This window comes from Burkholderia sp. Leaf177 (assembly GCF_001424345.1).
Taxonomy (GTDB): Bacteria; Pseudomonadota; Gammaproteobacteria; order Burkholderiales; family Burkholderiaceae; genus Caballeronia.
In genome coordinates, this window is the sequence record NZ_LMPF01000021.1 from 22,244 (window position 1) to 47,446 (window position 25,203).

Here is a 25,203-nt window from a genome sequence, read left to right on the forward strand (position 1 = left end):
TACGTGCTGAAAATACGCTCATGCCGCCACAGCATCGTCCTTGCGCACGAACGCTTCGAAACCTTCCACGTTCATCGGGCGGGAAAAATAGAAGCCTTGATAAGCGTGGCATTCAACGCTCGCGAGAAAGTCGCGCTGCGCCGCCGTCTCCACGCCTTCGGCAATCACGCCAAGCCCGAGGCTTTGCGCGAGCGCCACGATAGTGCGCGCGATGGCGGCATCGTTTGGATCGTCCAGCACGTCGCGCACGAACGATTCGTCGATCTTCAACTGATCGAGCGGCAAGCGTTTTAAATACGACAGCGACGAATACCCGACGCCGAAGTCATCGAGCGAGAACACCACGCCCTTCGCCTTCAGCGACCACATTTTCTGCACGATGTCCTGCATGTTGTCCACCAGCAGGCTTTCGGTGAGTTCGAGCTTCAGACGGTTCGGATTGGCGCCCGTCTTGCGAATGATCGCGAGCACCTTGTCCACGAAATCCGGCTGGCGGAATTGCTGCGCGCTGACATTCACGGCCATGCTGAGATGCGCCATTTCGGGTTGTTTCATCCAGCGCGCCAGTTGCGTGCATGCAGTCTCCAGCACCCAGTTTCCGAGCGCGAGAATCAGGCCGGTTTCTTCGGCAAGCGGAATGAATTCGGCCGGCGCCACGATACCTTTCTCAGGATGTTGCCAACGCACGAGCGCTTCGGCGCCGATAACGCGGTAGTTATCGGCGGCGTTGTGCATTACGTCGTCCGTCACTTGCGCCTGGTAATGCAGCACGAACTGGTTGTCCTCGATCGCGCGGCGCAATCCCGCTTCAAGCGAGACGCGCTCGACTACGGCCGTCTGCATGGCGGGATCGAAGAAACACATTGCGTTGCGGCCGCGTTCCTTCGATTTGTACATCGCGAGGTCGGCCTGCTTCAGCAGTTCGTCGATGACCGTCTGATGTCCCGTGAACACCGTCGCGCCAATGCTCGCCGTGCTGCGGTATTCGACATCGTCGAGGTGATACGGATTGCCGAGAATGGCGAGAATGCGCTCGCCCACGATCTCCGTCTGATTCGCCGCTTCGTGCGGGTTTTCGTGCAGGCTTCCGAGCACCACGACAAATTCGTCGCCGCCCACGCGCGCGACGGTATCGCTGCGGCCGACGCTCGCGGCGAGACGTCCCGCCGCTTGCTGCAGGAGCGTGTCGCCCTTGTCGTGGCCGAGGGTATCGTTGAGTGTCTTGAAGTGATCCAGGTCGATAAAAAGCAGCGCCCCGCAGGTTTTCTTTTGCGCGCTGAGCGCAATGGCTTGCGTCAGGCGGTCGATCAGCAGCGTGCGATTGGGCAGGCGCGTGAGGGCGTCGAAGAAAGCCAGCTCGCGAATGCGTTCCTCCGCAATCTTGCGTTCGGTGATGTCGTGATGCGCGCCCACGTAATGGCTCACCACGCCGTCAGCACCCGTCACGGCGGAAATGCTCAACCATTTCGGATACACCTCGCCGTTCTTGCGACGATCCCAGATCTCGCCCTGCCAGCCGCCAACGCGGTTGATCGAATCCCACATCGCACGGAAAAACGCGGCGTCGTGCCGGCCGGATTGAAGCATGCGCGGCGTCTTGCCGACGAGTTCCTCCGCGCTGTAACCCGTGCATTCTATAAAGGCCGAATTCACGCGCAAGATCCTGGTGGTGGCGTCCGTGACGATCATGCCTTCCAGCGAGTCGAACGCAACCGCGGCAATGCGCAGCTCGGACTCGGCGTGCTTGCGCTCGGTGATATCGCGCCCGCTCGTGCGAAAGCCTGTGAAGACGCCTTTGGCATCCGTGATCGGCACCCATGAAACCGACAGCCATACGTTGGAACCGTCTTTTCGAACGCAGCGGAATTCGAGGTCATCGCCACGATGTCCCTGCAGACCTTTCACGAATTCCGGCGCGACGCGCGGCATGTCTTCGGGATGAATCAGCGTGCCGGCGAAGTCGGGCATCGCCATGCATTCCTCGACGGTATAGCCTGTGTATTCCTTGACCGAGGGATTGATCCAGCGCGGCTTGCCGTCCGGACCCCACCAGACTTCCCAGTTGACGGTGCAATCCGCGATGGCGCGAAATTTCTCCTCGCTTTCCCGCAATTCGCGCGTCATGGTGGACGCGAGTCGCATCGCGCGGCCGTGGCCGGTTACGAGCAGCCATGCGAGCAAGGCCAGCGTGACGCTCAGGCCCACGCCGGTGATCGCGATGATCCATTGCGCGTTACGCCCGAATCCGGCCTTGAAACCGTCCTGCGTGGCGAGCGACAGTGTCCAGTTATGGCCCGCCACCACCAGGTATTCGCTGGCCGAGATCATCTCTGCCGTTTTTTTCCCGCCACCAGCATCCGCCGAGCGATACATCAGGGCCGCAGCCGAGGGTTCGACGCCGTCGTAGATGGCAAGCGACAAGCCGCGCGGCTGCTCGCCGTAAAGGCTGGCGATCACGTCGTGCATTCGAAACGATGCATACACCCAGCCCGTCAGATGCGCACGGCGCTGGGTGACGTTATCGAGCGACTGGCCGCGCATATAAACCGGCACGTACATGATGAAACCGGGTTGAGCGTTCGGGCCGTCATCGACCGCCAGTCTCAATTTGCCCGATATCACCGCCATGCCGGAGTCGCGCGCCTTCTCCATGGCGAGGCGGCGCACTGGATCGGTCCACGCGTCGAAGCCGAGCGGCGCGCGGCGGTTCGCGCCCACATTCGGTTCGCGTTGGACGATCGGCGCGTAACCGTCGCGGGTGCCCGGCGGCTGGATACCGTAGTGGCTGAATCCGTCCATGACCATGGCCGCGACATGGGTGTCCTTCTGCGGTCCCGGTATCCACTTGATGACGCCTATTGCCTGGATGCCGGAGAAATTCGCATCGAGATTGAGCGCGCTGACGTAGTCGCGCACGTTGTCCCGGCCGGCGTCGCCGATTGCCGCGAAGAGACCCTGAACGCCGTGGAGCATTTGCTCGTAAGTGGTCATGCGCTGTTCGACGCGGCTCACCGCGTCGCCCAGCGAGAAGTCGAACTGGGACAGCAACTCGCGCCTGGACGCTTGCTGTTCGTGATCCCACACGACCCACGTGACGCTCAAGGCTGCAAAAAACACGAGCAGCGGAATCAATAACGGGATCAGCCGATATACCAGCTGCGGCGTCAGGGCGGCGCGAACCCGGCGGCGCGCCCGGTTCATTGCGGCGCCTTGAAATCGACCATCGCCTGAGCGAGATCGGGTTTGAAATATTTGCGGAAGATGCTCAGCACGGTGCCATCCGCGCGCATCTCGTTCACCAGCGCGCGCCACTTCGCCTGCTCACCCGGCGAGAGCGCTTTCTTCGACATGATCAAGCCATGCGGAACGGGCGGATCATTGAATTCGATAACCGTGGTGACGTCGCGAATCCGTTTTTCTTCGAGCGCGGGATAATCGAAGGGCTCCATGATCATGCCCTGAATGCGGCGGTTGATCAGCGCTTCGTATAGCGGTTCGAGGCCGCCGGCCTGACTGACGCGATTCTGTGCGGCGAGTGTATCGACGAGTTTGTTGGCGGAATCGCTATAGCGAAAACTCCGGATCACGCCTAGCTGGAATTGATCGCTGCGCTCGAAATCCGCCAGGCGGCGCATGCCGGAATCCTTTCGGACGAGGAGATAATATTTATCGGTGAAGTACCACGCAAACGATGCAAACTGATTGCGCTCGGCATTCGTAATGCCCGACAAGCTGAAATCGAGTGCGCCCGATTCAATCAATTGCCAGATACGTGCACGCGACATCAGGCTGACGGTGACCTTGCAGCCGCTGCGGCGAATGAGTTCGTCGGCAAAGTCCTTGTCGATACCGGTATCCGTGTCCGCGGAATAGAGCAGGCCGTGGTCGTGCAATGCAAGCGTGAATGGCCGTGAGCAGTCGGGACCCGCCGCGACTGCATTGCTTATTGGCGCGCTTATCAATGTGACTAGGCAGAGCTTGAGCAGCAACCCGCCAAGGCCATGTTTGATCACTGTGTCTCCGTGGTGAATGAGTTTGACTAGGAGCACGCCGGCGCTTACGGCCTGTACGCTTCGTTGTTTAGTTAATCGGTTTAAGCATTCGTTTAGCAGATTTGCCGACAGGATGCCACATCGGGCACGCGAGATTTTATTCGCAATTCGATGGCATTTACGTTTTACGCCGCGCAGTTTAATTAATTATTTATTCTAGGCGCGCGCAATGCGCCGGTGTTGTCCGGAATGCGCCCCTGACACTACCGGCCCCGGTTTTTATTCGCGGCCGCATTAGCCGCCGCATTAGCCGCCCGAAAGGCGCGGGCGTAATCACCCGCGCCGTATCGGCGTTATTCGCTGCTGGTCCATTCCACGTTCGCACCCACCGACCGCAGGTTTTCGACAAAACGCGGATGCGCGCGCCGTATCGGCAAGGCGTTGGTGATTTCCGAACGCCCTTCTATGCTCGCGGCGACCATCAGCAGCGCGATTGCCACGCGGATGATGTACGGGCTTTCCACCTTGGCCGGCGTGAGCGTCAGGCCGCCGAACGTGATCAGCCGGTGCGGATCCGACAAGAACACATGCGCGCCGAACTTCGACAACTCGCCGGACCAGCCCATGGCGCCGTCGTAGACCTTGTTCCAGAACATCGCGCTGCCTTCCGCCTTTACGCCGAGCGCGATGAAAATCGGCAGCAAGTCGACTGGAAGATACGGCCACGGCGCCGCCTCGACCTTGGTCAGGATGTTCTGCGTGAACGGGCGGCGCACGCGCAACGGGCCATCGCGAACGGTGCGCGACCAGCCGTTGCTGTGCTCCACGTGCACGCCGAATTTGGCGAAGGTCCGGTCGATCAGCGGGAACTGTTCCGGCGCCGTGTTCTTCACCGCGATGTCACCGCCCGTGATTGCGCCGAGCGCGAGGAACGTCGCGATTTCATGAAAATCCTCGCTGAAGCGGAACTCGCCGCCGCACAGTTTCTTGCCGCCGGTCACGGTAATGCGCGAGGTCCCGATGCCGTCGATCACCACGCCGAGCATCGAGAGAAAACGGCAGAACTCCTGCACGTGCGGCTCCGAGGCCGCGTTCACGAGCGACGACGTGCCATTCGCGGACGCAGCGCACAGCACGAAATTTTCAGTGGTGGTGACCGACGCGTAGTCGAACCAATGATGGTTCGCGGTCATCTGCGACTCGGCGCGAACGATCAGCGAATCCGTCGTGCGTTCAATGCGTGCGCCGAAGCGCTCGAAGACTTCAACGTGCGGATCGATCTCGCGCACGCCCAGCGTGCAGCCCTTGACGTCGTTTTCCAGACGCGCCACGCCGAAGCGCGCGAGCAGCGGCGGCACCAGCATGATCGACGAACGCATTTCTTCCGGGAGCCGGTGTTCGACCGGATCGAAACGCGTGGCGTGATGGTGAAGTTGCAGGACGCCGGTCGCGAAGTCCATCGATACGCTGCTGCCGAGCATGCGGAAAATATCGAGGATCTTCTTGACGTCGGTGATTTCCGGGACGCCGACAAGGCGCAAAGGCTGGTCGGAAAGGAGGGTGGCGCAGAGGATGGGCAGGACGGCGTTCTTGTTGGCGGACGGGGTGATTTCACCGCGCAGGGGAAGGCCGCCGTGGACGATCAGATTGGACATGTATGAGTGCCGGGCGTTGGAGAGCAAGGCGCATATGATGCCACCGCGTGTAACGTTTGCCTTTACTGCAGGGTCAATTTCGGTGCGGCTGTCGGCGCCGCACGACAGCGAGCGTCGCTTTTAGGAAAACTTAACCGTCCCTATTTTCCTTCGATCGCGGTTGTGCGGCCGGTGCAAATCGCGCTCAGAACAATCGCAAAATGCTCCGAGGGCGGTATCATGCAAGCTGTATATGCATACAGTGATCATGAGCGATCCGACATCTTCGGAACCGGCGGATTTCCAGCGCCGGTTTTACTACTTGCTGAATTTCGAGCGCGCGCTTGAATGGCTCGCGGATCGTTACGACGATCTCTGGGCGAAAGACGAGCGCGATTTCCTGCGCGAGTTTCCGGCTTTGCCGCTGGCGTCGCGCGCGCTGCTGGTTCGCATGCTGATGCGCGTGGGGCCGTTTTTTCGTGCAAGCAAACTGCTCTACGATGAAATCGGCTGCCCCCTCGAAGCACTCGCGCCGCTTGGCACGCTCGGCTGGGTAGACACGAACCCGCCGCTTACCCTCGATGAAATCTTCAGCCTTCACACCAAGCCCGAACTCAGGAACATCTTCTCGCTGACTCCATCGGCGGCGGCTGCACGAAAGTCCGAACTGCGTGAATCACTCTCTTCAACGCATGCTGGAACGCGGATTTATGGCGAATGGCATCCGGGCGCGGCCGATGTCGTCATGCGGCTGAATTTGACCAGCTTGTGCGAGCGCTTGAGGCTGATGTTCTTCGGCAACTTGCGGCAAAGCTGGGCTGAGTTCGTGCTCGCGGATCTCGGGATCGTGCGGTATGAGCGCGTTTTGCTCGAACGGTCGTCGCGCGCGTTCCAGACTCGTGGGGATATCGACGTGTTCCTGGCGGTGCATGCGTATCGCGAGATGCTCGATACCATCGACGATCTGCCGTCCATCGAATCCATGATTCCCGAGATCGAAGCGTTGCCGTGCGATCACGGATGGCTCGATCAACGGCGGCAAAAATTGTTGTATCGAGTAGGGCAATATTGCGAGCGGTTGCGTCACTGGGATACCGCGTTGACCGCGTACCGTGCCTGCGCGTTTCCGGGCGCGCGGCACAGGCGCATGCGGGCGCTGGAACAGGCTGGTTTCCACGACGATGCCCATACCCTGGCGCTCCAGGCGCTCAGCGCTCCAGAGAGCGAGGAGGAGGCCCAACGCGTCGCGCGCATGCTGCCGCGCCTTCAGCGCAAGCTCGGGCTTCCTGTCGAGGTCGTGAGGAGGCCGCGCACGGTTGAGCGTATCGATGTCCTCTTGCCCTTGCCGTCCGAACCGGCATCGGTCGAGATAATCGTTCGCGATGCACTCAGCGAGCCCGGCGCGGGCGTGCATTATGTCGAGAACATGCTGATCAATTCGCTCTTCGGGCTGCTCTGCTGGGACGCCATTTTCTTGCCGCTGCCGGGCGCGTTTTTTCATCCGTTCCAGCGTGGTCCCGCCGATCTCCATTCCCCCGGCTTTCACACCGCACGGCGCGATGCGTTCGACCAATGTCTTTCGTTACTCGATACCGCGCAGCACGAGCATGTGATCCGCTCGGCGTTTGTATCGAAGGCGGGAGTTCAATCACCCTTCGTTCACTGGGGAATGCTGACGAACGAACTGCTGGAGCAGGCGCTCCTGTGTCTGCCTGCCGCGCACATGAAGTTATGGTTTTGCAGGCTATTGCAGGACGTTGGCGCGAACCGCACGGGCTTTCCGGACCTGATTCGCTTCTGGCCGGAGCAAAAGCGCTACGAAATGATCGAGGTCAAAGGTCCGGGCGACCGTTTGCAGGACAACCAGACGCGCTGGCTTGCATACTGCGCCGCACACGATATGCCGGTGCGGGTGGTGCATGTGAAGTGGGCGGAAGCGCACCGTTGAAGCGCACTGCTGACGATTCCCAACCGTTAAGGATTTCCCTAAGGCAAGACCAGGATTTCCTTAAGCGTTTTCGAGGGTTTCCCGATTTCGCCAAGCATGATCGCGCTCTACGATCATGACACCCATGACTTCGTTTTGCGCGTGATGATGAGTGCCGATCTATTCAACCATAGAACTGCGTCGGAACAGATCGAAGGCATTTGTCTGCGTTTGTTCGACACCTGGTGCGAAACCAGAAATCTCACGCCGCTTGCATTTCTGATGCACTGCTGGCCGTTGATCACGGTAGAGACGTCGTCGCTCAAACATCTCTCCAATACCCTGGGCGAACTGCGCAGATCACATGGCGCGGCGGTCGGCGTTTATGAAGCGGGCTTGCTATTGGAACTGGAAGAACGCATTGAAGAGATGCGGCTACACGCAACAGGCGCAAGCGATGAGCGCATCGACCGCATGTGGGTCAACTCGAAAGTCGAGCAATTGTGCCGTTTGAATTGAAGCATATGGGTTGAAGCATCGCGACTCATAAATAATTAAGTACTCGGTACATTCTCACGACCTCGACTCGTTTTCCAGAATGGTTTTTCCGTGCACTCGTCTCGTTAGACCCGCGCTATTGGAGAGCGCAAAATACGCGAGTCTAGAACTCAGGCGGGTCCGGAAAATATGGCGCTCAATTCGTTTGGCGGACTGTGGTATTCGGTCGAGCGCCACCGCAGCAGTGTCGTGTTACGGCTGCTTGGAATCGTCGTCCTCTTCAGTTGCATGGTGACGCTGACGCTCACCGCATTGCAGCTTTATCGCGACTATGACCGGGGCATGGCAATCATTGAAAGCAGGCTCGCGGAGATCAATGAGAGTTATCGTGGAAGTCTGGGCGAGGCGTTATGGCGCCTGGACCGTCCGCAACTCGAACTGCAACTCGACGGCATTCTTCATCTGCCCGATATCCGCATTGCCGAAGTCACCGAGATCATCGCAAGCGACACATCCATGGTCGTCGCCGCCGGCGAACGCACGCTGGGTCCGGTGATCGTGCGCAGCTTTCCGGTGGTGTATCGCGTTCAAGGCCATGAGGAAATGATCGGCACGTTGAAAGTGGAAGCAACGCTCGCGAACCTGTACAGCGAGTTGTATAAAACCGCGCTCGTCATCTTGTTGAGCCAGGCCGCGAATACGTTCCTCGTATCGCTTTTCACGTTCTACATTTTTTCGCGTCTCGTCACACGGCATCTGGCGGCAGTGGCGCGGCGCGTGGAGAGCTATGACTTCCGGCAGGCGCCGCAAGCGTTCGCGCTGCAACGCAAAGCGCCGCGTCATCCGGACGAACTCGAGCGCGTGGTGGTTTCGTTCGATGCCATGTCGGCGCGGCTTCATCGTGCTTATGTCGATGAACGCGAAGCCGCCGAAGGCCGCGAAGCGCGCCATGCGGCGGAAGCGGCGAATCGCGCGAAGTCCGAGTTCATTGCCAACATGAGCCACGAATTGCGCACGCCGCTCAACGGCATTCTCGGCTACGCGCAGGTGCTGAGCCGCGACACGAGCCTGAACGAGCGCCAGCGCGACGGACTCGGCGTGATCCAGCGCAGCGGCGAACATTTGCTGGCCTTGATCAACGACGTCCTGGACATCGCGAGGATCGAGGCGGGCAAGGTGCCGTTCGATATTGTCGCGGTGCCGGTTGCCGGACTGCTGAACGACATCCGCGAGATCATCGGCGTGAAGGCCGAGCAGAAAGACCTCGTGTTCGTATGCAATGCCGCGCCGAATGCACCCGAAGCCGTCCGCGCCGATGAACGGCGCCTGCGCCAGGTGCTGCTCAATCTCCTTGCGAACGCTGTGAAGTTCACGGACCACGGCAGCGTGAGTTTGCGGGTGGCAATGCTCGTGGACGGGCGCGTCAGATTTACGGTGGAAGATACGGGCATTGGAATCGGCGAAGCACAACGCGAACTGATTTTCGAGCCTTTCGAGCAAACCGGCGACGAACAAAGACAGCGCGGCGGCGCGGGGCTCGGCCTTGGCATCAGCCGGCAACTGATGCGTGCGATGGGCAGCGAGATCTTTGTCGAGAGCCGCAAAGGCGAGGGGAGCACGTTCTGGTTCGAGCTCGATACAGCCACGCCTTTCCTGGCCGTTGCGCAAGCAGCGGCGGTGCCTGCGCGATTGATCACGGGTTATGCAGGCGCACGCAAAACGGTGCTTGTGATTGACGACGCGCCGACCAATCGGGCGGTCGCGGTGGCCATGCTGTCGCATGCCGGTTTCGTGATGCAGGAAGCCGAGAGCGGCGCGGAGGCGGTCGAAATCGCTCAGCGGACAACGCCGGATCTCGTTCTCACCGATGTCATCATGGGCAGCATGGACGGGCTTCAGACCATCCGTCGCCTGCGTCTTTTGCCGGGGTTGAGTGAAGTTCCGGTCATCGCAATGTCGGCGAGTCCGTCCGGTGGCGACGAACAGCGCAGTCTCGCCGCAGGCGCAAATGCGTTTGTCGTCAAGCCGCTTCATCTCGACACGCTGCTGCAGAAGATTGCTTCGGTGATATCGATAGAGTGGATCTACGCGCCAACGCCAATAGTCGAGGCCGCCGAAATTAGCAGTTTGTCAATGCAGTATCTGCCGTTGCCGCACGATGAGCTCGAAACATTGCATCGGCTGGCGCGGCAGGGAAACATGCGTGAAATCGTGTTGTGGGCAGAACGCATCTCGCATCTCGATGCACGCTACGGCGCGTTCGCGGCGGAGTTGCGCGCGCTGGCGAAGGGTTATCGGACGAAGGCGATCGTGCAAATCGTGGAACAGCATCTGGAGGGGAGACACACGTCATGAGCGAGATTGCAGCGGTTGCAGTCGAGGCGCCGGCGGTCCTGATCGTGGACGACATGCCCGCGAACCTGAGCGTCATGGTGGAGAGCCTGGAGGATCAGGGGTATCGCGTGCTGGTCGCGCTCGACGGGCTCGAAGCACTGGAACGCGCAGCGTTCTCGCAGCCCGACCTGATCCTGCTCGACGTCAAGATGCCCGGTATCGATGGCTACGAAACCTGCCCGCGGCTCAAGGCGAACAGCGATACGAACGACATCCCCGTGATCTTCATGACGTCCATGTCCGCCGCCGCCGATGTAGTCGAAGGGCTTGCGGCGGGCGGCGTGGATTACGTCACGAAACCCATTCGCGTCGATGAAGTGGTCGCCCGCATCGGCACGCATTTGTCGCTGCGTGCGCTGCAGGCGCAACTGGTCGCGCGCAATCTGCAATTGCAGCATGAGATAGCGGTGCGTGAGGAAACCGAGCGCAAGCTGTGCGAGGCACGCGATGAACTCGAAGCGCGCGTCGCTCAACGCACCGACGAACTCGCGCGCGCCAATGCGAACCTGAATCTGGAGATCATCGAGCGCAAGGGCGTCGAGGTGCGTCTGAAGGAGAGCGAGGCGCGCTTTCGGGCGATCGTCGAAACGAGTCCGGTGCCGCTTTGCATCACCTCCATGCCGGACGGCAAGATTCTCTACATGAACCAGCCGTTTCGAGCGCTCTTCGCTCTGGATGTCGGGCAGGCGACCGGCAATATCGTCGACTATTACGGAATGCCCAACGAGCGCGATCCGGTCGTATGTACATTGCAAAACGACGGCAATCTGCATAACGCTGAACTGCGTTTCCGGCGGCCCGACGGCACGTCGTTCTGGGCCGTGGCGAATGCGCGCGTGGCGACCTACGACGACGTTCCCGCCATCTATGTTGGCCTCTACGACATCACCGCGCGCAAGGCCGCCGACGAGAAATTGCGGGCGAGCGAAGCGAGCCTTGCGAACGCGCAGCGCCTTGCGCGTCTTGGCGACTGGGCGTGGGATAGTGCGCGCGGTCTCACGCACTGGTCCTCCGAGATCTACCGCATCCTGGGCGTGGCGTGCTCGCAGGTGAGGCCGTGTTACAACGCTTATCTGGCGAAGGTCCATCCCGATGACCATGCCGCCGTCAGACGCGCGGTGCGTGTGCTGGTGTGCAAGCGGCAGCCGTTCGGCATCGATCACCGGATTGTCGGACCCGACGGCGCCATGCGGATCGTGCGGCTGCAGGCAGAACACGTGGAAGGGCGCGAGGGAGAACCGTGGGGCATTGTCGGAACGGTGCAGGACATCACCGAGCGCAAGCGCACTGAAGAAGAACTGCTCGCGTCGCGGGAGCGTTTGCGCGAACTGTCGGCGTATCTGGAAGCGATTCGCGAGGAGGAAAGGCGGCGCATCGCCATGGAGATCCACGACGAACTCGGGCAGGTGTTGACCGCGCTGAAAATGGATGTCGCGTTGCTGAAGATGCGTCTCGTCGCCGATGCAAACACGCGGCCTGATAACAATCCCGAAGCCACGCGAAAGATCGACGATATCCGCGAGTTGGTCGAGAAGACGATCTGGATGGTGCGCAACGTCGCAAGCCATTTGCGGCCTGCTGCGTTGAATTTCGGCGTTGTATCAGCGCTCGAATGGCTTGCGGAAGACTTCGCGCGGCGCAACGGCATGCCGTGCCAACTCGTCGTGCGCGGCGGCGAACCCGTGCTCGCGGATGCGTTCTCAACTGCCGTGTTCCGCATCGTCCAGGAATCGCTGACGAACGTATCGCGGCATGCGGGCGCGTCCCGCGTGACCGTCACGCTGGTCAGCAGCAGCGTCGCTCTGGATCTGCGCGTAAGCGACGACGGCAAAGGCTTCGACGCCGATTCCGCGCAAGGCGGTTATTCGTATGGACTGCTCGGCATGAGCGAACGCGCGAGGCTGATTGGCGGGACGCTGCAGATAGACAGCGCGCCGGGCGCGGGAACCATGGTATCGATTCATTTACCGCTCGATGGCGGACGGGAACAATGATCAGTATTTTTATCGCCGATGACCACGCCATCGTAAGAAGCGGACTCAAGCAGATCGTTGCGACCACGACCGATATCCAGGTGGTCGGCGAAGCGGCGCACGGCGCCGACGTGGTGGACAAGCTGCGAGCGTGTCAAGTAGACCTCCTGATGCTCGACATGACCATGCCGGGCATCAGCGGTATGGACCTGATTCGGCGTGTACGTGCCGAGCAACCGGCGTTGCCCATACTCGTGCTGAGCATTCACAACGAAGGGCAGGTCGTATCGCGCGCGTTGCGTGCGGGCGCGACCGGTTACGTCACGAAAGACAGTGACCTCGAGGTGCTGCTCGCGGCCATTCGCAAGCTCGCGGCGGGTGGACGGTTCATCGATCCGAAGCTCGTGGACGCGATTGTCTTCGATGCTCCGTCCAACGATGGTCCACCGCACGAGATCCTGTCGGATCGCGAATTCCAGGTGTTGCAAATGCTGGCGGCGGGCAGCAGCATCAACGATATTGCCGATGCCCTGTCGCTTAGCGCCAAGACAATCAGCACGCACAAGATGCGCCTCATGCAGAAGCTCGGACTGAACAATAATTCGGAAATGATCCGATACGCGGTGAGGCACGGGCTGGTCACGGAATAACGATCGACTCAGCCGTGTCAGGAAATCCTGATAGCAGAATCAGGAATCACCTAGGGGAAAATCCGCTTCCGCCGACTGGCGAATCGACGTTGGGTGTCTAACATGGAGCTATATGAAACGATGCGTGCACGCGTGCTAAGCGCGGTGCGTAGCTCGCATTTCAGCGGCATATCCCTGTTCCGTTCACAACGTCGCCCCGGCAAGCTTGCGGAGATCTCATGGCCATCCCATCTGTAGTGGCTGAAGAGCTGTTGCTCGTTGATCTGAAGGAATGGATAAGCCTCTGGTACGAACGCGCGGTGGCGGCGAATTTCATACACCCGCCATTTCGGCTCGACGACCCGACCGCTGAGCGTTTGCAAGGATATTTTGAAGTCGGCTTGAGTCCCGACGATGCCGTGCTGGCATTTTTCTGCGTCATGCATTGAGCGCGCGCGAATCCCGCTGACCGTCTCTCAGTTCTAGCCCATCCCCTCGGAAGCTAGAATTTTCAAGCGCCATGTTCGCATGGCGCTTTTTTTTCGCATGGCAACGCGGATAGGTTGCGGTAATGAGTTATCCGCGACCCACGAAAGGCATCTTCGCCGGCATCACCGTGTGGAACAGGATGTTCGCTTCCAGCGGAAGGCTTGCCATATAACGCACCGATTGCCCGACTATGTTCACATCGAGCATGGGCTCGGCGGCAATTTCTCCGTTCGCTTGCGGCACGCCCTTCGCCATGCGCGCGGCAAGATCGGTTTGCGCATTGCCTATATCGATCTGGCCCACCGCAATATCGTACTTCCGGCCATCGAGCGAGGCGGATTTCGTCATGCCTTCAACGGCATGCTTGGTCGCCGTGTACGCGATGGAATTCGGCCGCGGCGATGTAGCCGATATCGACCCGTTATTGATGATCCGGCCGCCCATGGGCGTCTGCGCGCGCATCACGCGGAACGCTTGCTGGATGCAATAGAACATGCCGCTGAGATTGATATCGATGACCGATTTCCATTGCTCGACGGTCCAATCCTCGAACGGTCCCGGTGGGTTCGATACCCCCGCGTTGTTGAACAGCAAGTCGATGCGGCCGTATGTATCGACTGCCGTGGCGAACAATTTTTTCACGGCGTCGGGATCGGCCACGTCGCACGGGCAGGGCAGCACGCGGCTGCCTTCGGGCGCGTCGGCGGCAAGTTGTTCGAGCGGTTCGAGGCGGCGTCCCGCCGCTACCACGGTCCAGCCGTCCTGCAATAACGCAAGCGATGCAGCGCGGCCAATGCCGGCGCCCGCTCCGGTGACAATGGCGATGCGCTCGCGACGGTCGGATTCTGAATTCACGGCAATGCTCTCCTGAAATGGGTCTCTGAATTATTGGACAACACTTGAATGGCGACAGGGATATCGTAAGGTATTGCGTACGGCAAACCTGCGCGACTGCCCGAATGATCGCCTTATTTTCACATCGCTGCAGGGGCTCAACAAGCGGCCGACAAAAAAATCGGGGGAATCGCGAACATTAAGTTCGCGATTCCCCTGCTCAAAGCCAGGCTGTTGTGTTGTTCTTACCAGCTGAACTTATATCCGACCTGACCAAACACGCCCCGGCGATAATCCCCGCCAATGTTCCGTGCGTACTTCACGTTGGCATACATCTCCGACGACTTGCCCATGCTCGTTGTCAGTCCCACGCCGAGCTCGTACCACGTCTTCGAAAACGCGCCGTTGAAGGTCGATCCGTCCACCGTCGTGTTGCCCGGCGTCAGGAAGTCGTGCAATACGTCTGCCGTGAAGTAAGGCGTCAATGCACCCGTCTTCGTGTCGTTGCTCAGGTTCGCCTTGAAGATGCGGAACCCGGCGCGGCCGCGCAACGCGTTGCTCGATGTGCTTCCGACCGGCGAAATGCCGTCGTTGAAACCATTCAAATGCAGGTACTGATACATCAACTGCGCCTGCGGTTCGATGGCAATCGTCGTCGATCCAATCAGGAACGGCTTGCCCACTTCGCCCGAAAGACCCGTGCCGTAGCCGTTTTGCGAAGCGCCGCCGCCGTACACATCGCCGTACTTGTTGCGATAGTGCGTCAGTTGCGCGACGGCATCGAAATAGCTGCCGTCCTTCAGGTACTTCGTCCAGTAGCCGCCGAGCGATTGTGCTTGCGTTTCAACCGAACCGGTGCCTGTGCCGAGCGTCGGGTTCAGGCTGCGCGCGCTGTCCTCGAAGGTCGCGGAGGTCGAGCCGATCGTCAGCGTGACACCTGCGTGCGTGCTGCCGCCTGCCGGGTTCTGTGCCAACGTCCAGTCCTTGCCGAACTGCGCGAAGAACGTGCGTTCGTCCGCGGAGAAACGGTCGCCTGAATTCGCATCGAGGTTCTGGCCGCCGATGCGTCCCCACACGCCGTTATCGTGCGTGCCTTGTGCTTTCTCGAGATTCGCGATGTCGCCCACGCGCTCATGCAGGCGGCTCAGGATCGCGAAACCGTAGTCGATGTTCAGCGACGGCGTCAGCGAATAACCCACCACGGCCGGACGATACGCAATCGGTGCCGGTGCTGTCGGCGCCGTTGGCGGCGTGCCTGTACCGCCGAGCACGGGGGTGTCGTTGGGCGGAGTGGACGTCGTCGTGACGGGCGGCGTGGTCACCGGCGGCGTGACTGCTGGCGGCGTGACCGGCGGTGTCACGGGCGGTGTCACGGGCGGCGTCACAGGCGGCGTGACAGGCGGTGTGACCGGAGGCGTAACCGGCGGATTTTCCAGCGATGAACGCAAGTAGAAGTCGCTCGGCCGTCCCGATCCGCCCTGGTACAGCAAATATTCATACGCGCCTGCCTGAACCGGCGCCGCCATGTGGAACGTACCCGATGCAGCCGTGCCGTTCACTTGCACGACCTTGATGCCGTCGCCGACTGTCAGCGCGCCGAGTCCCGTCGGCTTCACGATCACGGTCGTATCGCCGCTTGCATTGCCGCCGATCACGAGCTTGTCCGTGAACTGGTTCGATGCAGCACCGCCTTCATTCATCACCGTGTTGACGATCAGCTTCGCATTGTTGCCCACGTAGTTGCCGCTGACGTTCAGCACATTGCCCGTCGTGCCCGATGCCGCCGCGAGGTTGATCGTGGCGTTGTTCGTGAGGTTGCCGTGGATCAGGAACGAACCCGTCGTGCTTGCCGAGAACGCCGGCAGCGCATTCGCGACCGCGATGGTGCCCGAGTTGTTCACCGAGCCCAGCACCGTGCCGAAGCCACCGAGCGTCGCGCCATCGGCAACGGTCGTCGTGCCTGAACCGATCGTGGCGCCGGCATGTTGCGCGTCGCCGACCGCGAGCGTGCCGCCAAGCACGTTCGTGTCGCCGTAAGTGCTCGCGCCATTCATGGTGAGCTGGCCGCTGCCAAGCTTCGTCAACGCGCCCGCGCCGGTCACGGCCTGAGAAAGCGTGGATGAAAACTGCTGCGTGTCGATGGTCCCGCCATCCGCGCCGATTGTGATGGCACGTGTGGCCGCAAGGTCGAAAGTGTTGCCGAGCTGCAGCGTGCCGCCGTTGAAGGCCACGCCGCCTGTGGATGCGCCCAGGGCGTTATCGGCGCCGATGTTGATCGTGCCTTGCGTAATCAGCGTGCCGCCGGAATAGGTGTTGCCGCCTGCCGCCGAGGGCGCGAGCATCAACGTGCCCGCACCGGTTTTTTCGATGGAACCCGTGCCGCTCAACAATCCCGCGTACGTGCCGTCGTCGGTCTGTGCAAAGCGCACGAGCCCGTTATCCGTTATCGCCGATGGCAAGCTTTGCGCGCGTGCTTCGAGCGTGCCGGGGGCATCGACCGTGAACTGTCCTGTGTACGCGCTGTTGTCGCCGGTCAGGATCAACTTGCCCGCTGCAACTTCCGCCGTTTGAACGTCGGGCAGGATGCCGTTGAGCGTCCACGTGCCGGTATCGTCCTTGATGAGTGTCTGGAAGTTCGAGATGTACCCGCTCACCGACGTATCCAGCGTGCCGTTGCCCGCGCCGCTGAGGATCAGCTGGTTGATCCCCGCGCCGCCGTCGACGGCGCCTTGCACCGTCGATCCGGTATAGATGCGCATGGTGTCGTTGCCGCCGGAGAACAGAAGGTTGCCAATCACCTTGCCCTTGTTCGTGAAGTCGACAGCGCCATCTCCACTGGATCCGATCGCGTTGACCGGTGCTTCGATCACACCCGTTTCCGTATTGATGACCGTGTTGCTTCCTGACGTGTTCTGAAACCAGATGGCCGCGGCATTCTTCGCCTGGATCAAGCCGCTGTTCCTGATGACGTTGCCCGTGCCCTGCAGGTTCACGGCTTCGGCAATGTCTTCGGTGCCTTTGGACAAGACCTTGCCGCCGGCTTCCACGGTCAGCGTGCCGTTGTCGCGGAACTCGATTGTATTGGTGCCCGTGCCGTAGTTGCCGTGCAACTCGACTGCATGGTTGCTGACCGTGCCGCCGGACTTCACGGTGACGTTGGCGCGGTCGGCGAGACTGATTGCCGATGCATCCTGCGTGTTGACGAGCGCGCCTCGCTTGACGACAACCGTGCGGTCGTCGTTACCCGGCGCATCGCCCGTGCCGATCGTCGTTGTTCTCGGCGATCCGGTACTGCAAATAGTGCTTTGGCCGTTCACTGCGCATGCGGCTGCCGCAGCAATCGGATTGAGAAGAAACGGAATGAGCAGCAATGACGGTGCAAGCGAGATCGCTCGCGTACGAACAGGATTTGACATGGTACGCCCCGGTGTTTGTTATTTGAATGCGAGCGGAATTTATCGCCCGGGGTCACGCGATGAATGTTGCGAGGCGAACAGTTGTGCTTCAAAACCAAAGCAACGACACACGCTATGTGTCGTGCCGCTTATAGCCGTGCAACTAGATGCGCAACACGTGTCGGCCAGTGCCAAACCAGATTGCAAACAGAGGCTGCGTTCCGCGAAACAGCCGGGATCAAAAACAAGAACCGCCACGAATACGGGACTAATGCGTGCGCGGGCACTAGCAGAAACTGCTTGTCCTGTTTGCTCGTTGCCGAACATAAGGCGCGAGGCACGCCGGTTTATGTGGTCTACCCTACGCTGCATTGCAGGTCGTGCTGGACGATGCCCGCGGGCGCTGTACGATGCGCTTTTTAGCGTAGCCAGCGTTTCGACGTTCGGGCCAGACGTTTTTTATTCGGGGGATAGATGGGATCGAAGAGCACTGTGGCCAGCGTGCCGGTAAAGGTCCATGTTCATCTGTATTACGGCGTTGATCCGAGCCGTTATCGCAAAGATGACAACGTGGGTTGCCTGTATGGATATCACTACGCCGAATCTGAAAACGTTGCGCTTTCGTATTCGCAGGATCACGACGAAGGACGCGCAATGCGCTCCATCCGGCGCGGCCTTAAAGCGCTCTTCGGTTGCGATCTGATCCATACGTTTCGCAATCGCGCAGCCTTGCTCGAATCCGATGTCATCTGGACGCATACCGAACGCGAATATTTGTCCGCCGCGTTGTTGCTGATGCTCAAGCGTGGGCCCAAGCCGCTGTTGCTCGCGCAAAGTGTCTGGTTGCTCGACGTGTGGAAATCGCTCGGCGGATTCAAGCGCGCCATCTACAAGAAGCTGTTGAGCCGCGCCGACCTGCTCACCACGCTCACCACTGACAACGCCGCGCTCGTGAAAGAGTTCTGGAACCGCGATGCAACCGTCGTGCTTTATGGCATCAGCACGGATGACTTTCCGTTGCAGCCGGTCTCGCAATGGCGTCCGCATGGTCCGTTGCGGGTTGCCGCAATCGGCAACGACCGGGATCGCGACTGGCAGACCTTCATGGAAGCTTTCGAGAACGACAAGCGGTTTTCCGCACGACTTGCCACGCAGCGCAAGGTCTCACGTCCAAGCGCCGCAGATAACGTCGTGGTCGGGCCGGTGTCCGGTATAGACGAGCAACGCAAGCTCTATGAATGGGCCGATGTAATCGTGGTGCCGCTGCATCCCAACCATCATGCATCGGGGATCACGGTGGTGCTCGAAGGCGTGATGGCGGGCAAGGTGGTCGTTGCCACGGACATTGGCGGTCTGACGGACTATTTTTCGCACGATGCCGTGTCATACGTCCCTGTTCACAATCCAGGCGCGCTGCGCGAGATCGTTGCCGCTCTGGGCGCCGATCCCGAAGGCACGACGGAACGCATCCGCCGCGCTCAACAGGAGTTGGTATCGAAAGAACTGACCACACGCGGCTACGCCCGCCAGCATGTCGTGCTGACACAGCAGATGCTGCGCAATGCCGAGATGAAGGAAGGAGTCACACCGCTAGCCAGGGCTTGATTCGGATAGCTATGCAATAGCGCCACCGCCATCCACGAGCACGGTCGAACCTGTTGCATAGGGCGTGCTCGCAAGATAGATCACGGCGTTGGCGATATCCTCCGGTTGCCCTACGCGGCGCGCCGGCAAACGGGCCGCCGCGTTATCGAACATACTTTGGCGTGCTTCGTCGCCGAGCTTCGACCACAGCGGCGTGGCGATCATTCCTGGCGAAACCGTATTCACGCGTATCGGGGACAACTCGAGCGCAAGGCCGCGCGCCAGCGCTTCCAGTGCGGCGTTGATGGCGCCTTGCAGCACCGAACTCTTGCTTGGCCGTACGCTCAGGAAACCTGAGACGAGCGTGAGCGAACCACCGTCGTTGATCCGCACAGCGCGCGCCACGCGATATGCGCCCCAGAACTTGCTGTCCATCGCGGTATAGGCATCGGCGAGTGCGAGCGTGCGTGCGGGGCCGCCGGGCGTTTGAGCCGCCGATACCACCACGTGATCGTACGGTCCCGTCTCAGCGAAGAAGCGTTCGACCGCGGCTTCGTCGCCGGTATCGAGCACGGCCGTCCGAACAGTCGATCCCGTACTCGCTTTGATCTCGGCCGCGCTTGCGTCGAGCTTTTCCTGGTTACGCGAGGCGATCGTCACCTGCGCGCCCAGTTCGGCGAAGGCTCTCGCGGTGGCGGCGCCAATGCCCGAACTACCACCGACAATCAATACATTCTTCGATTCAAATGTGATCATTTCCAGACTCCTATGTAGACAGGTTTTGGATCTCAACGCGCGACGACGCCAAGCTGCTGAAGGAACGTCAGGTTGTCTTCGAGGTGCCAGTTCTCAACGATACGGCCATCTGCCACGCGATAGATATCGGTTGCGATGAAATCGACCACGTGCCCGTTGCCCTTCACGCCTTTGAATTCGCCGGTGAAATGTCCGGTGAAGTGCAGATGCGAAACCACGCGGTCGCCCGCGACGATCATTTGCGTGACATCGCAATGGATGTCCGGAACGGCCGCGTGCACGACTTTCGATGCCGCCAGCGGTCCATCAATCCCTTGCGGCCGGCCGGGCGGCAGCGTCCGGTCGATGAAACCCGTGCTCAGCGCAGCGCGGGCGAGCGATTCGTTGCCGCTGGTCCAGAACGTGTCGTATCGGCGAGCCGCGAGAATCTGGGCCTTGGCCTGCGCGCGGGGCACGCTGTGATCCACGATCAGCGTCGCCGGTTCGACGAGGGCCGCACTCGCCGCGCTCGCGGCATTCTCGGCGAAAGCCGGTTGAACCAGCCCGAAACCCGCGCCTGAAGCGCCGACTGCAAGCGCGGCGGCGATCATGTGATTTTTGAGCGTTCTGAACAGAAGCGGCATTTTATTTCTCCTTGGATATGGGTTTAAGGCAGCTCCCGCGTCGCGTAAAAACCATTGCGTGAGCCAGTGAGACGTATGCTAACTTTCCGATTCACGACGTAATACGGGATTTTATTCAATGCATTCTCTCCAAAACGCGAAGAATGATCGATAGCCTTCCCAACCTCATCGCATTCGCGCGCGTGGTGTCGGCGGGCAGTCTTTCGGCTGCGGCGCGGGAAATGGATATGTCGCTCGCAGTGGTCAGCAAGCGACTCGCGCAACTCGAAGAAAGCCTCGGCGTGCGGCTGATACAACGCACCACGCGACGCCAGACGTTGACGGAGGAGGGCGCGCTCTTCCACCAGCAGGTGCTGCGCATCCTTGCCGAAGTCGAGCAGGCAGAAACGCTGATGTCGGGCAGGCGAGACGTCGTGAGCGGTGTGTTGCGGGTGAGCGCGCCGGGGGCTATCGGGCGGCAGTGGATCGCGCCGATCATGGCGGACTTCCAGCAACTGCATCCACACCTGACGGTGCAACTGGAGCTGACGGATGTAGTGGTCGATCTGGTCGATTCGGGTCTCGATATGGCCGTGCGCTTCGGCAGTCTCGCCGATTCGTCGATGATCGCGCGCCCGCTCGCGCCGAATTATCGCGTGCTGGTTGCGGCGCCCGCGTACTTGAGCCAACACGGAATGCCGCAAACGCCCGATGACCTCACGCGCCACCGTTGCATATTGATCGGGGACCAGGCGCGCGCCGAGTGGCGTTTCGAAGGCGCGGAACCCGTCGCCGTGCGCGTGACCGGCGCGCTCATCACCAACGACGGCGCCGCCGCCCACGCTTGGGCGCTGCACGGCGTTGGCATAGGCGTGAAGTCGATCTGGGATGTAGGCGACGACATTGCCGCAGGCCGGCTGGTGCGCATCCTTCCCGCCCATTCCATGCCAGCCGCGCCGCTGCATGCGCTTTATCCGCATAACCGGCATCTCGCGCCGCGCGTGCGTGGTTTTGTCGACTATTTACGAGAGCGATTGCGCGACGCATGGCGCTGGGACAAAGCCTGAACGCTGTGTTCAAAAGATGGACGCTTCATGGACACTTTCATGAGCGATACCGAACAGAGCGGGCTGCAAATTGATAAGTATGCTTACGGTTATGCCTGCAGGGACAGGCAAAGAAAATAACCGGGGGGATGACATGCGCGACGACGAAAAGCTGGGCGGTCTTTTACTAGTCCTGGCCATCGGGTGGATTTACCAGGCAACCGCCAGTTGCAGGGAGTTGTTATCTGTTCGATGGTCGTCGCTGCCGGCCATCAAGACACGCTGGCCAGATTAAGCCGAGGCGGTCTTAATCGACGTCCACGCCCGGCGACGTCGTTGCGTCGCGCATGCTGTATGCCGACAAGATCCGGTACAGGGTCACGCGCGACACGCCGAGCTCTTTTGCGGCTTCGCCAAGACGGCCGCGATTCCTGAGCAGGGCCATTTCGATTGCCTGCCGCTCGCCGGCTTCGCGGGCCTGCGCAAGCGAGGTCGGAGCCGGTTCGGCAAATTCGCCGAGTTCCAGGTCATGCGCGCCGATCAGCCGTCCTTCGGCCATGACGATCGCGCGCCGTACGCGGTTGATCAACTCGCGCACGTTGCCAGGCCACGAGTAGTTATGCAGCGCGGCGACGGCATCGGGCGCAAAACCGCGCAACGGCCGGTGCGCATCTTTCTTGTAGCGGTCGAGCATGTGTTTCGCGAGCAATTCGATGTCCTTGCCGCGCGCGCGAAGCGGCGGTTCATCGATTTGAAGCACGCACAAACGATGGTACAAGTCGGCTCGAAACCGTCCTTCGACCATGGCCGTCTGCATTTCCACGTGCGTAGCCGAGATGATGCGTACATCGACGGATGTCGAGCCATGTCCGCCCAGCCGTTCGACTTTGCGTTCCTGTAAAAAACGCAGCAGGCTGGCCTGGCTTTCAAGCGGCAAATCGCCGATTTCATCGAGGAAAAGCGTGCCGCCATTCGCGGCCTCGACGCGTCCGATCTTGCGCTGGTTCGCGCCCGTGAACGCGCCGCGCTCGTAACCGAACAGCTCCGACTGAAGCAGATGCGTGGGGATCGCGCCGCAATTGATCGCGACGAAGGGCTGGTCGCGCCGCGTGGAATGCCGGTGAATGGCGGCGGCCGTGAGTTCCTTGCCGGTGCCCGATTCGCCGGAGATGAACACGGGCGCGTCGGTAATGGCGACTTTGCGGATTGCCCTGAACAGCGCGAGCATGGCGTCGCAAGAGCCGATCATCTCGCCCTCCGCTTCGCTGCTGCCCATTGCGTTCACGTTGCCATGCGTGCCGCCCACCACGCCCGCGCGCGACCCGCCGTCGTGCAGCGCTGCGATGCCATAGGCATGCCCGAGCGCATTGAGGATACGTTCGCCGGAAGCGGGGAGCGTGACGTAATCGAAGCAGAAATCGCGGATCAGACGGCGGATGGTTTCGTTATCGAGCTGAACTGGAGTCAGCAAGGCGACCCAGCCGATGGTCTTGATCGCCAGCATAGTCTCGGCCAGGCGCAAATTCGTCTGCACGTTGCGAGACGAAAAATCGAGCAAGCCGCCGCTCGGGTCCATTGAAAAACTTTCCAGGTCACGACCCAGTTCGGAATTTCTGACCGTCCAGCCGCGCGCATCCATCAGAGAGCGAACCTCGAGCGTCAAGGGATCGCCTACGTAATAAAGATGCCTGGGACTCGACGAAAAAGCTGCCATGAAAAGTTACACCGGTTGGTTACAACGAATAATGCCACCAAAACCATCGGTGGCACGCGTTGTCTGGCTTGCGATTTTTACCCTGTTGACAAGGACGTTGGGGCGCATGCTCCTTTTATAACGGCTTTTTGGTTAGAAACTTGAAAGTTAAAGGCGTGACTCGGGTTAAAACTGCGCTATAGGGAAAACCCTTATCTCGGACGAAAACCAGGCCCCGGACGGTCTTGTCTGAGGATACGAAAGGAGGTGCGGTTCGGATGCGTCGCGCGCGATTTATTCGGACGGCCCGGCGAGATCCACGGACAAATCGCGAAACGATGCGCCTGCATGCTCCCGAGGCAAATGCGCGGCGCCGCCAAAAAGTTTTTCGCGCAGGGTGCCGTCGGCGTACGAGGTTTTATAAATGCCTCTTGCCTGAAGCTCCGGAATCACTAGATCGATAAAATCCTCGTAGCTCTCGGGCGTTACCGTGCGCGTCAGATTGAAACCGTCCACGCCCGCTTCGTCGACCCACGATTCCAGCGCATCAGCCACTTCAACCGGGTCGCCGACTATGGTCGTATATCGGCCGCCGAGCTTCAACTGATCGAGCAGACGACGCACGGTCCAGCCGGATTGGCCGTCGGTCACGCGCTGCACGGACGACTCGATACCGCGGCTTTTCGGAGCGCCCGGCGGCTGGATTTCGTCGTCGGGATTGAAGGTCGAATAGTCGGTCCCGGTGCCTGCCGCGAAATGCGCCAGTCCGGCTTCCGGGCTCGCATACCGCGCATATTCGGCAAACTTGGCTTCGGCCTCGGCGCGCGTGCGGCCGACCACGACGGTAATGCCCATGAAGATCTTCAGGTCGGCGGGATTGCGCCCGGCATCGGCGGCTTGCTGGCGAAGTGCATCGACGAGCTTTTTCGTGCCTTCCTTACTCTGACTCGATACAAACACGCACTCCGCGTGGCGCGTTGCGAACGCCTGTCCGCGGCCGGAGGAACCGGCTTGGAAGAGGACCGGCGTGCGCTGCGGAGACGGTTCGGAAAGGTGATAACCCTCGACATCGAAAAAGCGCCCGTGATGGTTCACTTTGTGCACCTTCGCGGGATCGGCGAAGACGCGTGCTGCGCGGTCGCGGACCACGGCGTCGTTCTGCCAACTGCCTTCCCACAGCTTGTAGAGCACGTCGAGATATTCGTCGGCGCGGTCGTAGCGTTCGTCGTGCGCGATCTGCTCGGTCAGGCCCATCGCTCGCGCGGCGCTGTCCAGATAACCCGTGACGATGTTCCAGCCAATCCGCCCGTCGCTCAGATGATCGAGTGTGGAAAAACGCCGCGCCAGAAGATAGGGCGCTTCGTACGTGAGGTTCACCGTGATGCCGAAGCCGAGATGTTGCGTGACGGCCGCCATGGCCGAGACGAGCATCATGGGGTCGTTCACGGGAAGCTGGACGGACTCTTTCAAGGTTACGTCGGCCGACTGCTGATACACATCGTAGACACCGACGATGTCCGCGATGAAAAGGCCATCGAACAGGCCTTTTTCAAGCAGTTTCGCAAGATCGGTCCAGTACGAAAGCTTGCGGTAATCGGTTGAACGGTCACGCGGATGCGTCCATAAGCCATGGTTGATATGGCCCACGCAATTCATGTTGAACGCGTTCAAAAGGATCTTTTTCTTGCTCATGGGAGTCCACGCGGAAAACGATGGATGAAGGACGCAAAGGGTCGATAGCATCGCACGGTAGAACG

General features: G+C 60.5%; 17 protein-coding genes. 8 read left to right on the forward strand and 9 right to left on the reverse strand.

The window, feature by feature from the left end; all coding sequences use genetic code 11:
* Positions 1-18: 18 nt before the first annotated feature.
* The 3 genes from ASG35_RS15580 to ASG35_RS15590 form a co-directional block, all read right to left on the reverse strand.
* Positions 19-3,201, reverse strand: coding sequence for a bifunctional diguanylate cyclase/phosphodiesterase (locus ASG35_RS15580; protein ID WP_082508410.1), 3,183 nt, complete (start codon positions 3,199-3,201; stop codon positions 19-21).
* On the reverse strand, positions 3,198-4,013 hold the full coding sequence (locus ASG35_RS15585) for a substrate-binding periplasmic protein (RefSeq protein ID WP_056359023.1): 816 nt from the start codon (positions 4,011-4,013) through the stop codon (positions 3,198-3,200). The genes ASG35_RS15580 and ASG35_RS15585 overlap by 4 nt, the downstream gene beginning before the upstream one ends.
* A 332-nt stretch (positions 4,014-4,345) precedes the next feature.
* Positions 4,346-5,647 carry a UDP-N-acetylglucosamine 1-carboxyvinyltransferase gene (locus ASG35_RS15590; protein WP_056359025.1) on the reverse strand — a complete coding sequence of 434 codons (1,302 nt, stop codon included), beginning with the start codon at positions 5,645-5,647 and terminating at the stop codon, positions 4,346-4,348.
* A 247-nt stretch (positions 5,648-5,894) separates the two neighbouring features.
* Between ASG35_RS15590 and ASG35_RS15595 the strand changes: the two genes are divergently transcribed.
* From ASG35_RS15595 to ASG35_RS15620, 6 genes are all read left to right on the forward strand, one after another.
* A complete protein-coding gene (locus ASG35_RS15595; protein ID WP_056360704.1) occupies positions 5,895-7,574 on the forward strand; it encodes a VRR-NUC domain-containing protein in 1,680 nt (559 codons plus the stop codon).
* A gap of 96 nt (positions 7,575-7,670) precedes the next feature.
* Positions 7,671-8,072, forward strand: a complete 402-nt coding sequence (locus tag ASG35_RS15600) for a hypothetical protein (protein ID WP_200945738.1) — start codon at positions 7,671-7,673, stop codon at positions 8,070-8,072.
* 168 nt (positions 8,073-8,240) lie between these two features.
* On the forward strand, positions 8,241-10,406 hold the full coding sequence (locus ASG35_RS15605) for a hybrid sensor histidine kinase/response regulator (RefSeq protein ID WP_056359027.1): 2,166 nt from the start codon (positions 8,241-8,243) through the stop codon (positions 10,404-10,406).
* Complete coding sequence (locus ASG35_RS15610) at positions 10,403-12,439, forward strand: response regulator (RefSeq protein ID WP_056359028.1); 2,037 nt, start codon at positions 10,403-10,405, stop codon at positions 12,437-12,439. Before ASG35_RS15605 ends, ASG35_RS15610 begins: the two co-directional genes overlap by 4 nt.
* Positions 12,436-13,068 carry a response regulator gene (locus ASG35_RS15615; RefSeq protein WP_056359029.1) on the forward strand — a complete coding sequence of 211 codons (633 nt, stop codon included), beginning with the start codon at positions 12,436-12,438 and terminating at the stop codon, positions 13,066-13,068. Before ASG35_RS15610 ends, ASG35_RS15615 begins: the two co-directional genes overlap by 4 nt.
* Positions 13,069-13,286: 218 nt before the next feature.
* Positions 13,287-13,496 (forward strand): hypothetical protein, encoded by a 210-nt coding sequence (locus ASG35_RS15620; protein WP_056359030.1) that lies wholly within the window; start codon positions 13,287-13,289, stop codon positions 13,494-13,496.
* A gap of 127 nt (positions 13,497-13,623) precedes the next feature.
* Here the strand turns inward: ASG35_RS15620 and ASG35_RS15625 are convergent, their stop codons facing one another.
* Complete coding sequence (locus ASG35_RS15625) at positions 13,624-14,391, reverse strand: SDR family oxidoreductase (protein WP_056359032.1); 768 nt, start codon at positions 14,389-14,391, stop codon at positions 13,624-13,626.
* Positions 14,392-14,615: 224 nt separating this feature from the next.
* A complete protein-coding gene (locus ASG35_RS32690) occupies positions 14,616-17,786 on the reverse strand; it encodes an autotransporter family protein (protein ID WP_056359035.1) in 3,171 nt (1,056 codons plus the stop codon).
* A 453-nt stretch (positions 17,787-18,239) separates the two neighbouring features.
* Here ASG35_RS32690 and ASG35_RS15635 point away from each other — a divergent pair, with 453 nt between their 5' ends.
* Positions 18,240-19,370 (forward strand): glycosyltransferase, encoded by a 1,131-nt coding sequence (locus ASG35_RS15635; protein ID WP_156393187.1) that lies wholly within the window; start codon positions 18,240-18,242, stop codon positions 19,368-19,370.
* A gap of 9 nt (positions 19,371-19,379) precedes the next feature.
* On the opposite strand, the gene ASG35_RS15640 is transcribed toward ASG35_RS15635, so the two are convergent.
* Together ASG35_RS15640 and ASG35_RS15645 are read right to left on the reverse strand one after the other, a co-directional pair.
* Positions 19,380-20,105, reverse strand: a complete 726-nt coding sequence (locus ASG35_RS15640; protein WP_056359039.1) for an SDR family oxidoreductase — start codon at positions 20,103-20,105, stop codon at positions 19,380-19,382.
* 32 nt (positions 20,106-20,137) lie between these two features.
* Positions 20,138-20,728, reverse strand: a complete 591-nt coding sequence (locus tag ASG35_RS15645; protein WP_056359042.1) for an ester cyclase — start codon at positions 20,726-20,728, stop codon at positions 20,138-20,140.
* A gap of 143 nt (positions 20,729-20,871) precedes the next feature.
* Here ASG35_RS15645 and ASG35_RS15650 point away from each other — a divergent pair, with 143 nt between their 5' ends.
* The gene (locus ASG35_RS15650) at positions 20,872-21,774 is read left to right on the forward strand and encodes a LysR family transcriptional regulator (protein WP_056359043.1); all 903 of its coding nucleotides are present in this window, start codon (positions 20,872-20,874) and stop codon (positions 21,772-21,774) included.
* A 286-nt stretch (positions 21,775-22,060) separates the two neighbouring features.
* Here ASG35_RS15650 and ASG35_RS15660 read toward each other — a convergent pair whose 3' ends face one another.
* Positions 22,061-23,467: a sigma-54 dependent transcriptional regulator gene (locus ASG35_RS15660; RefSeq protein ID WP_056359045.1), complete on the reverse strand. Its 1,407-nt coding sequence runs from the start codon at positions 23,465-23,467 to the stop codon at positions 22,061-22,063.
* 273 nt (positions 23,468-23,740) lie between these two features.
* On the reverse strand, positions 23,741-25,138 hold the full coding sequence (locus ASG35_RS15665; protein ID WP_056359048.1) for an LLM class flavin-dependent oxidoreductase: 1,398 nt from the start codon (positions 25,136-25,138) through the stop codon (positions 23,741-23,743).
* Positions 25,139-25,203 lie beyond the last annotated feature (65 nt).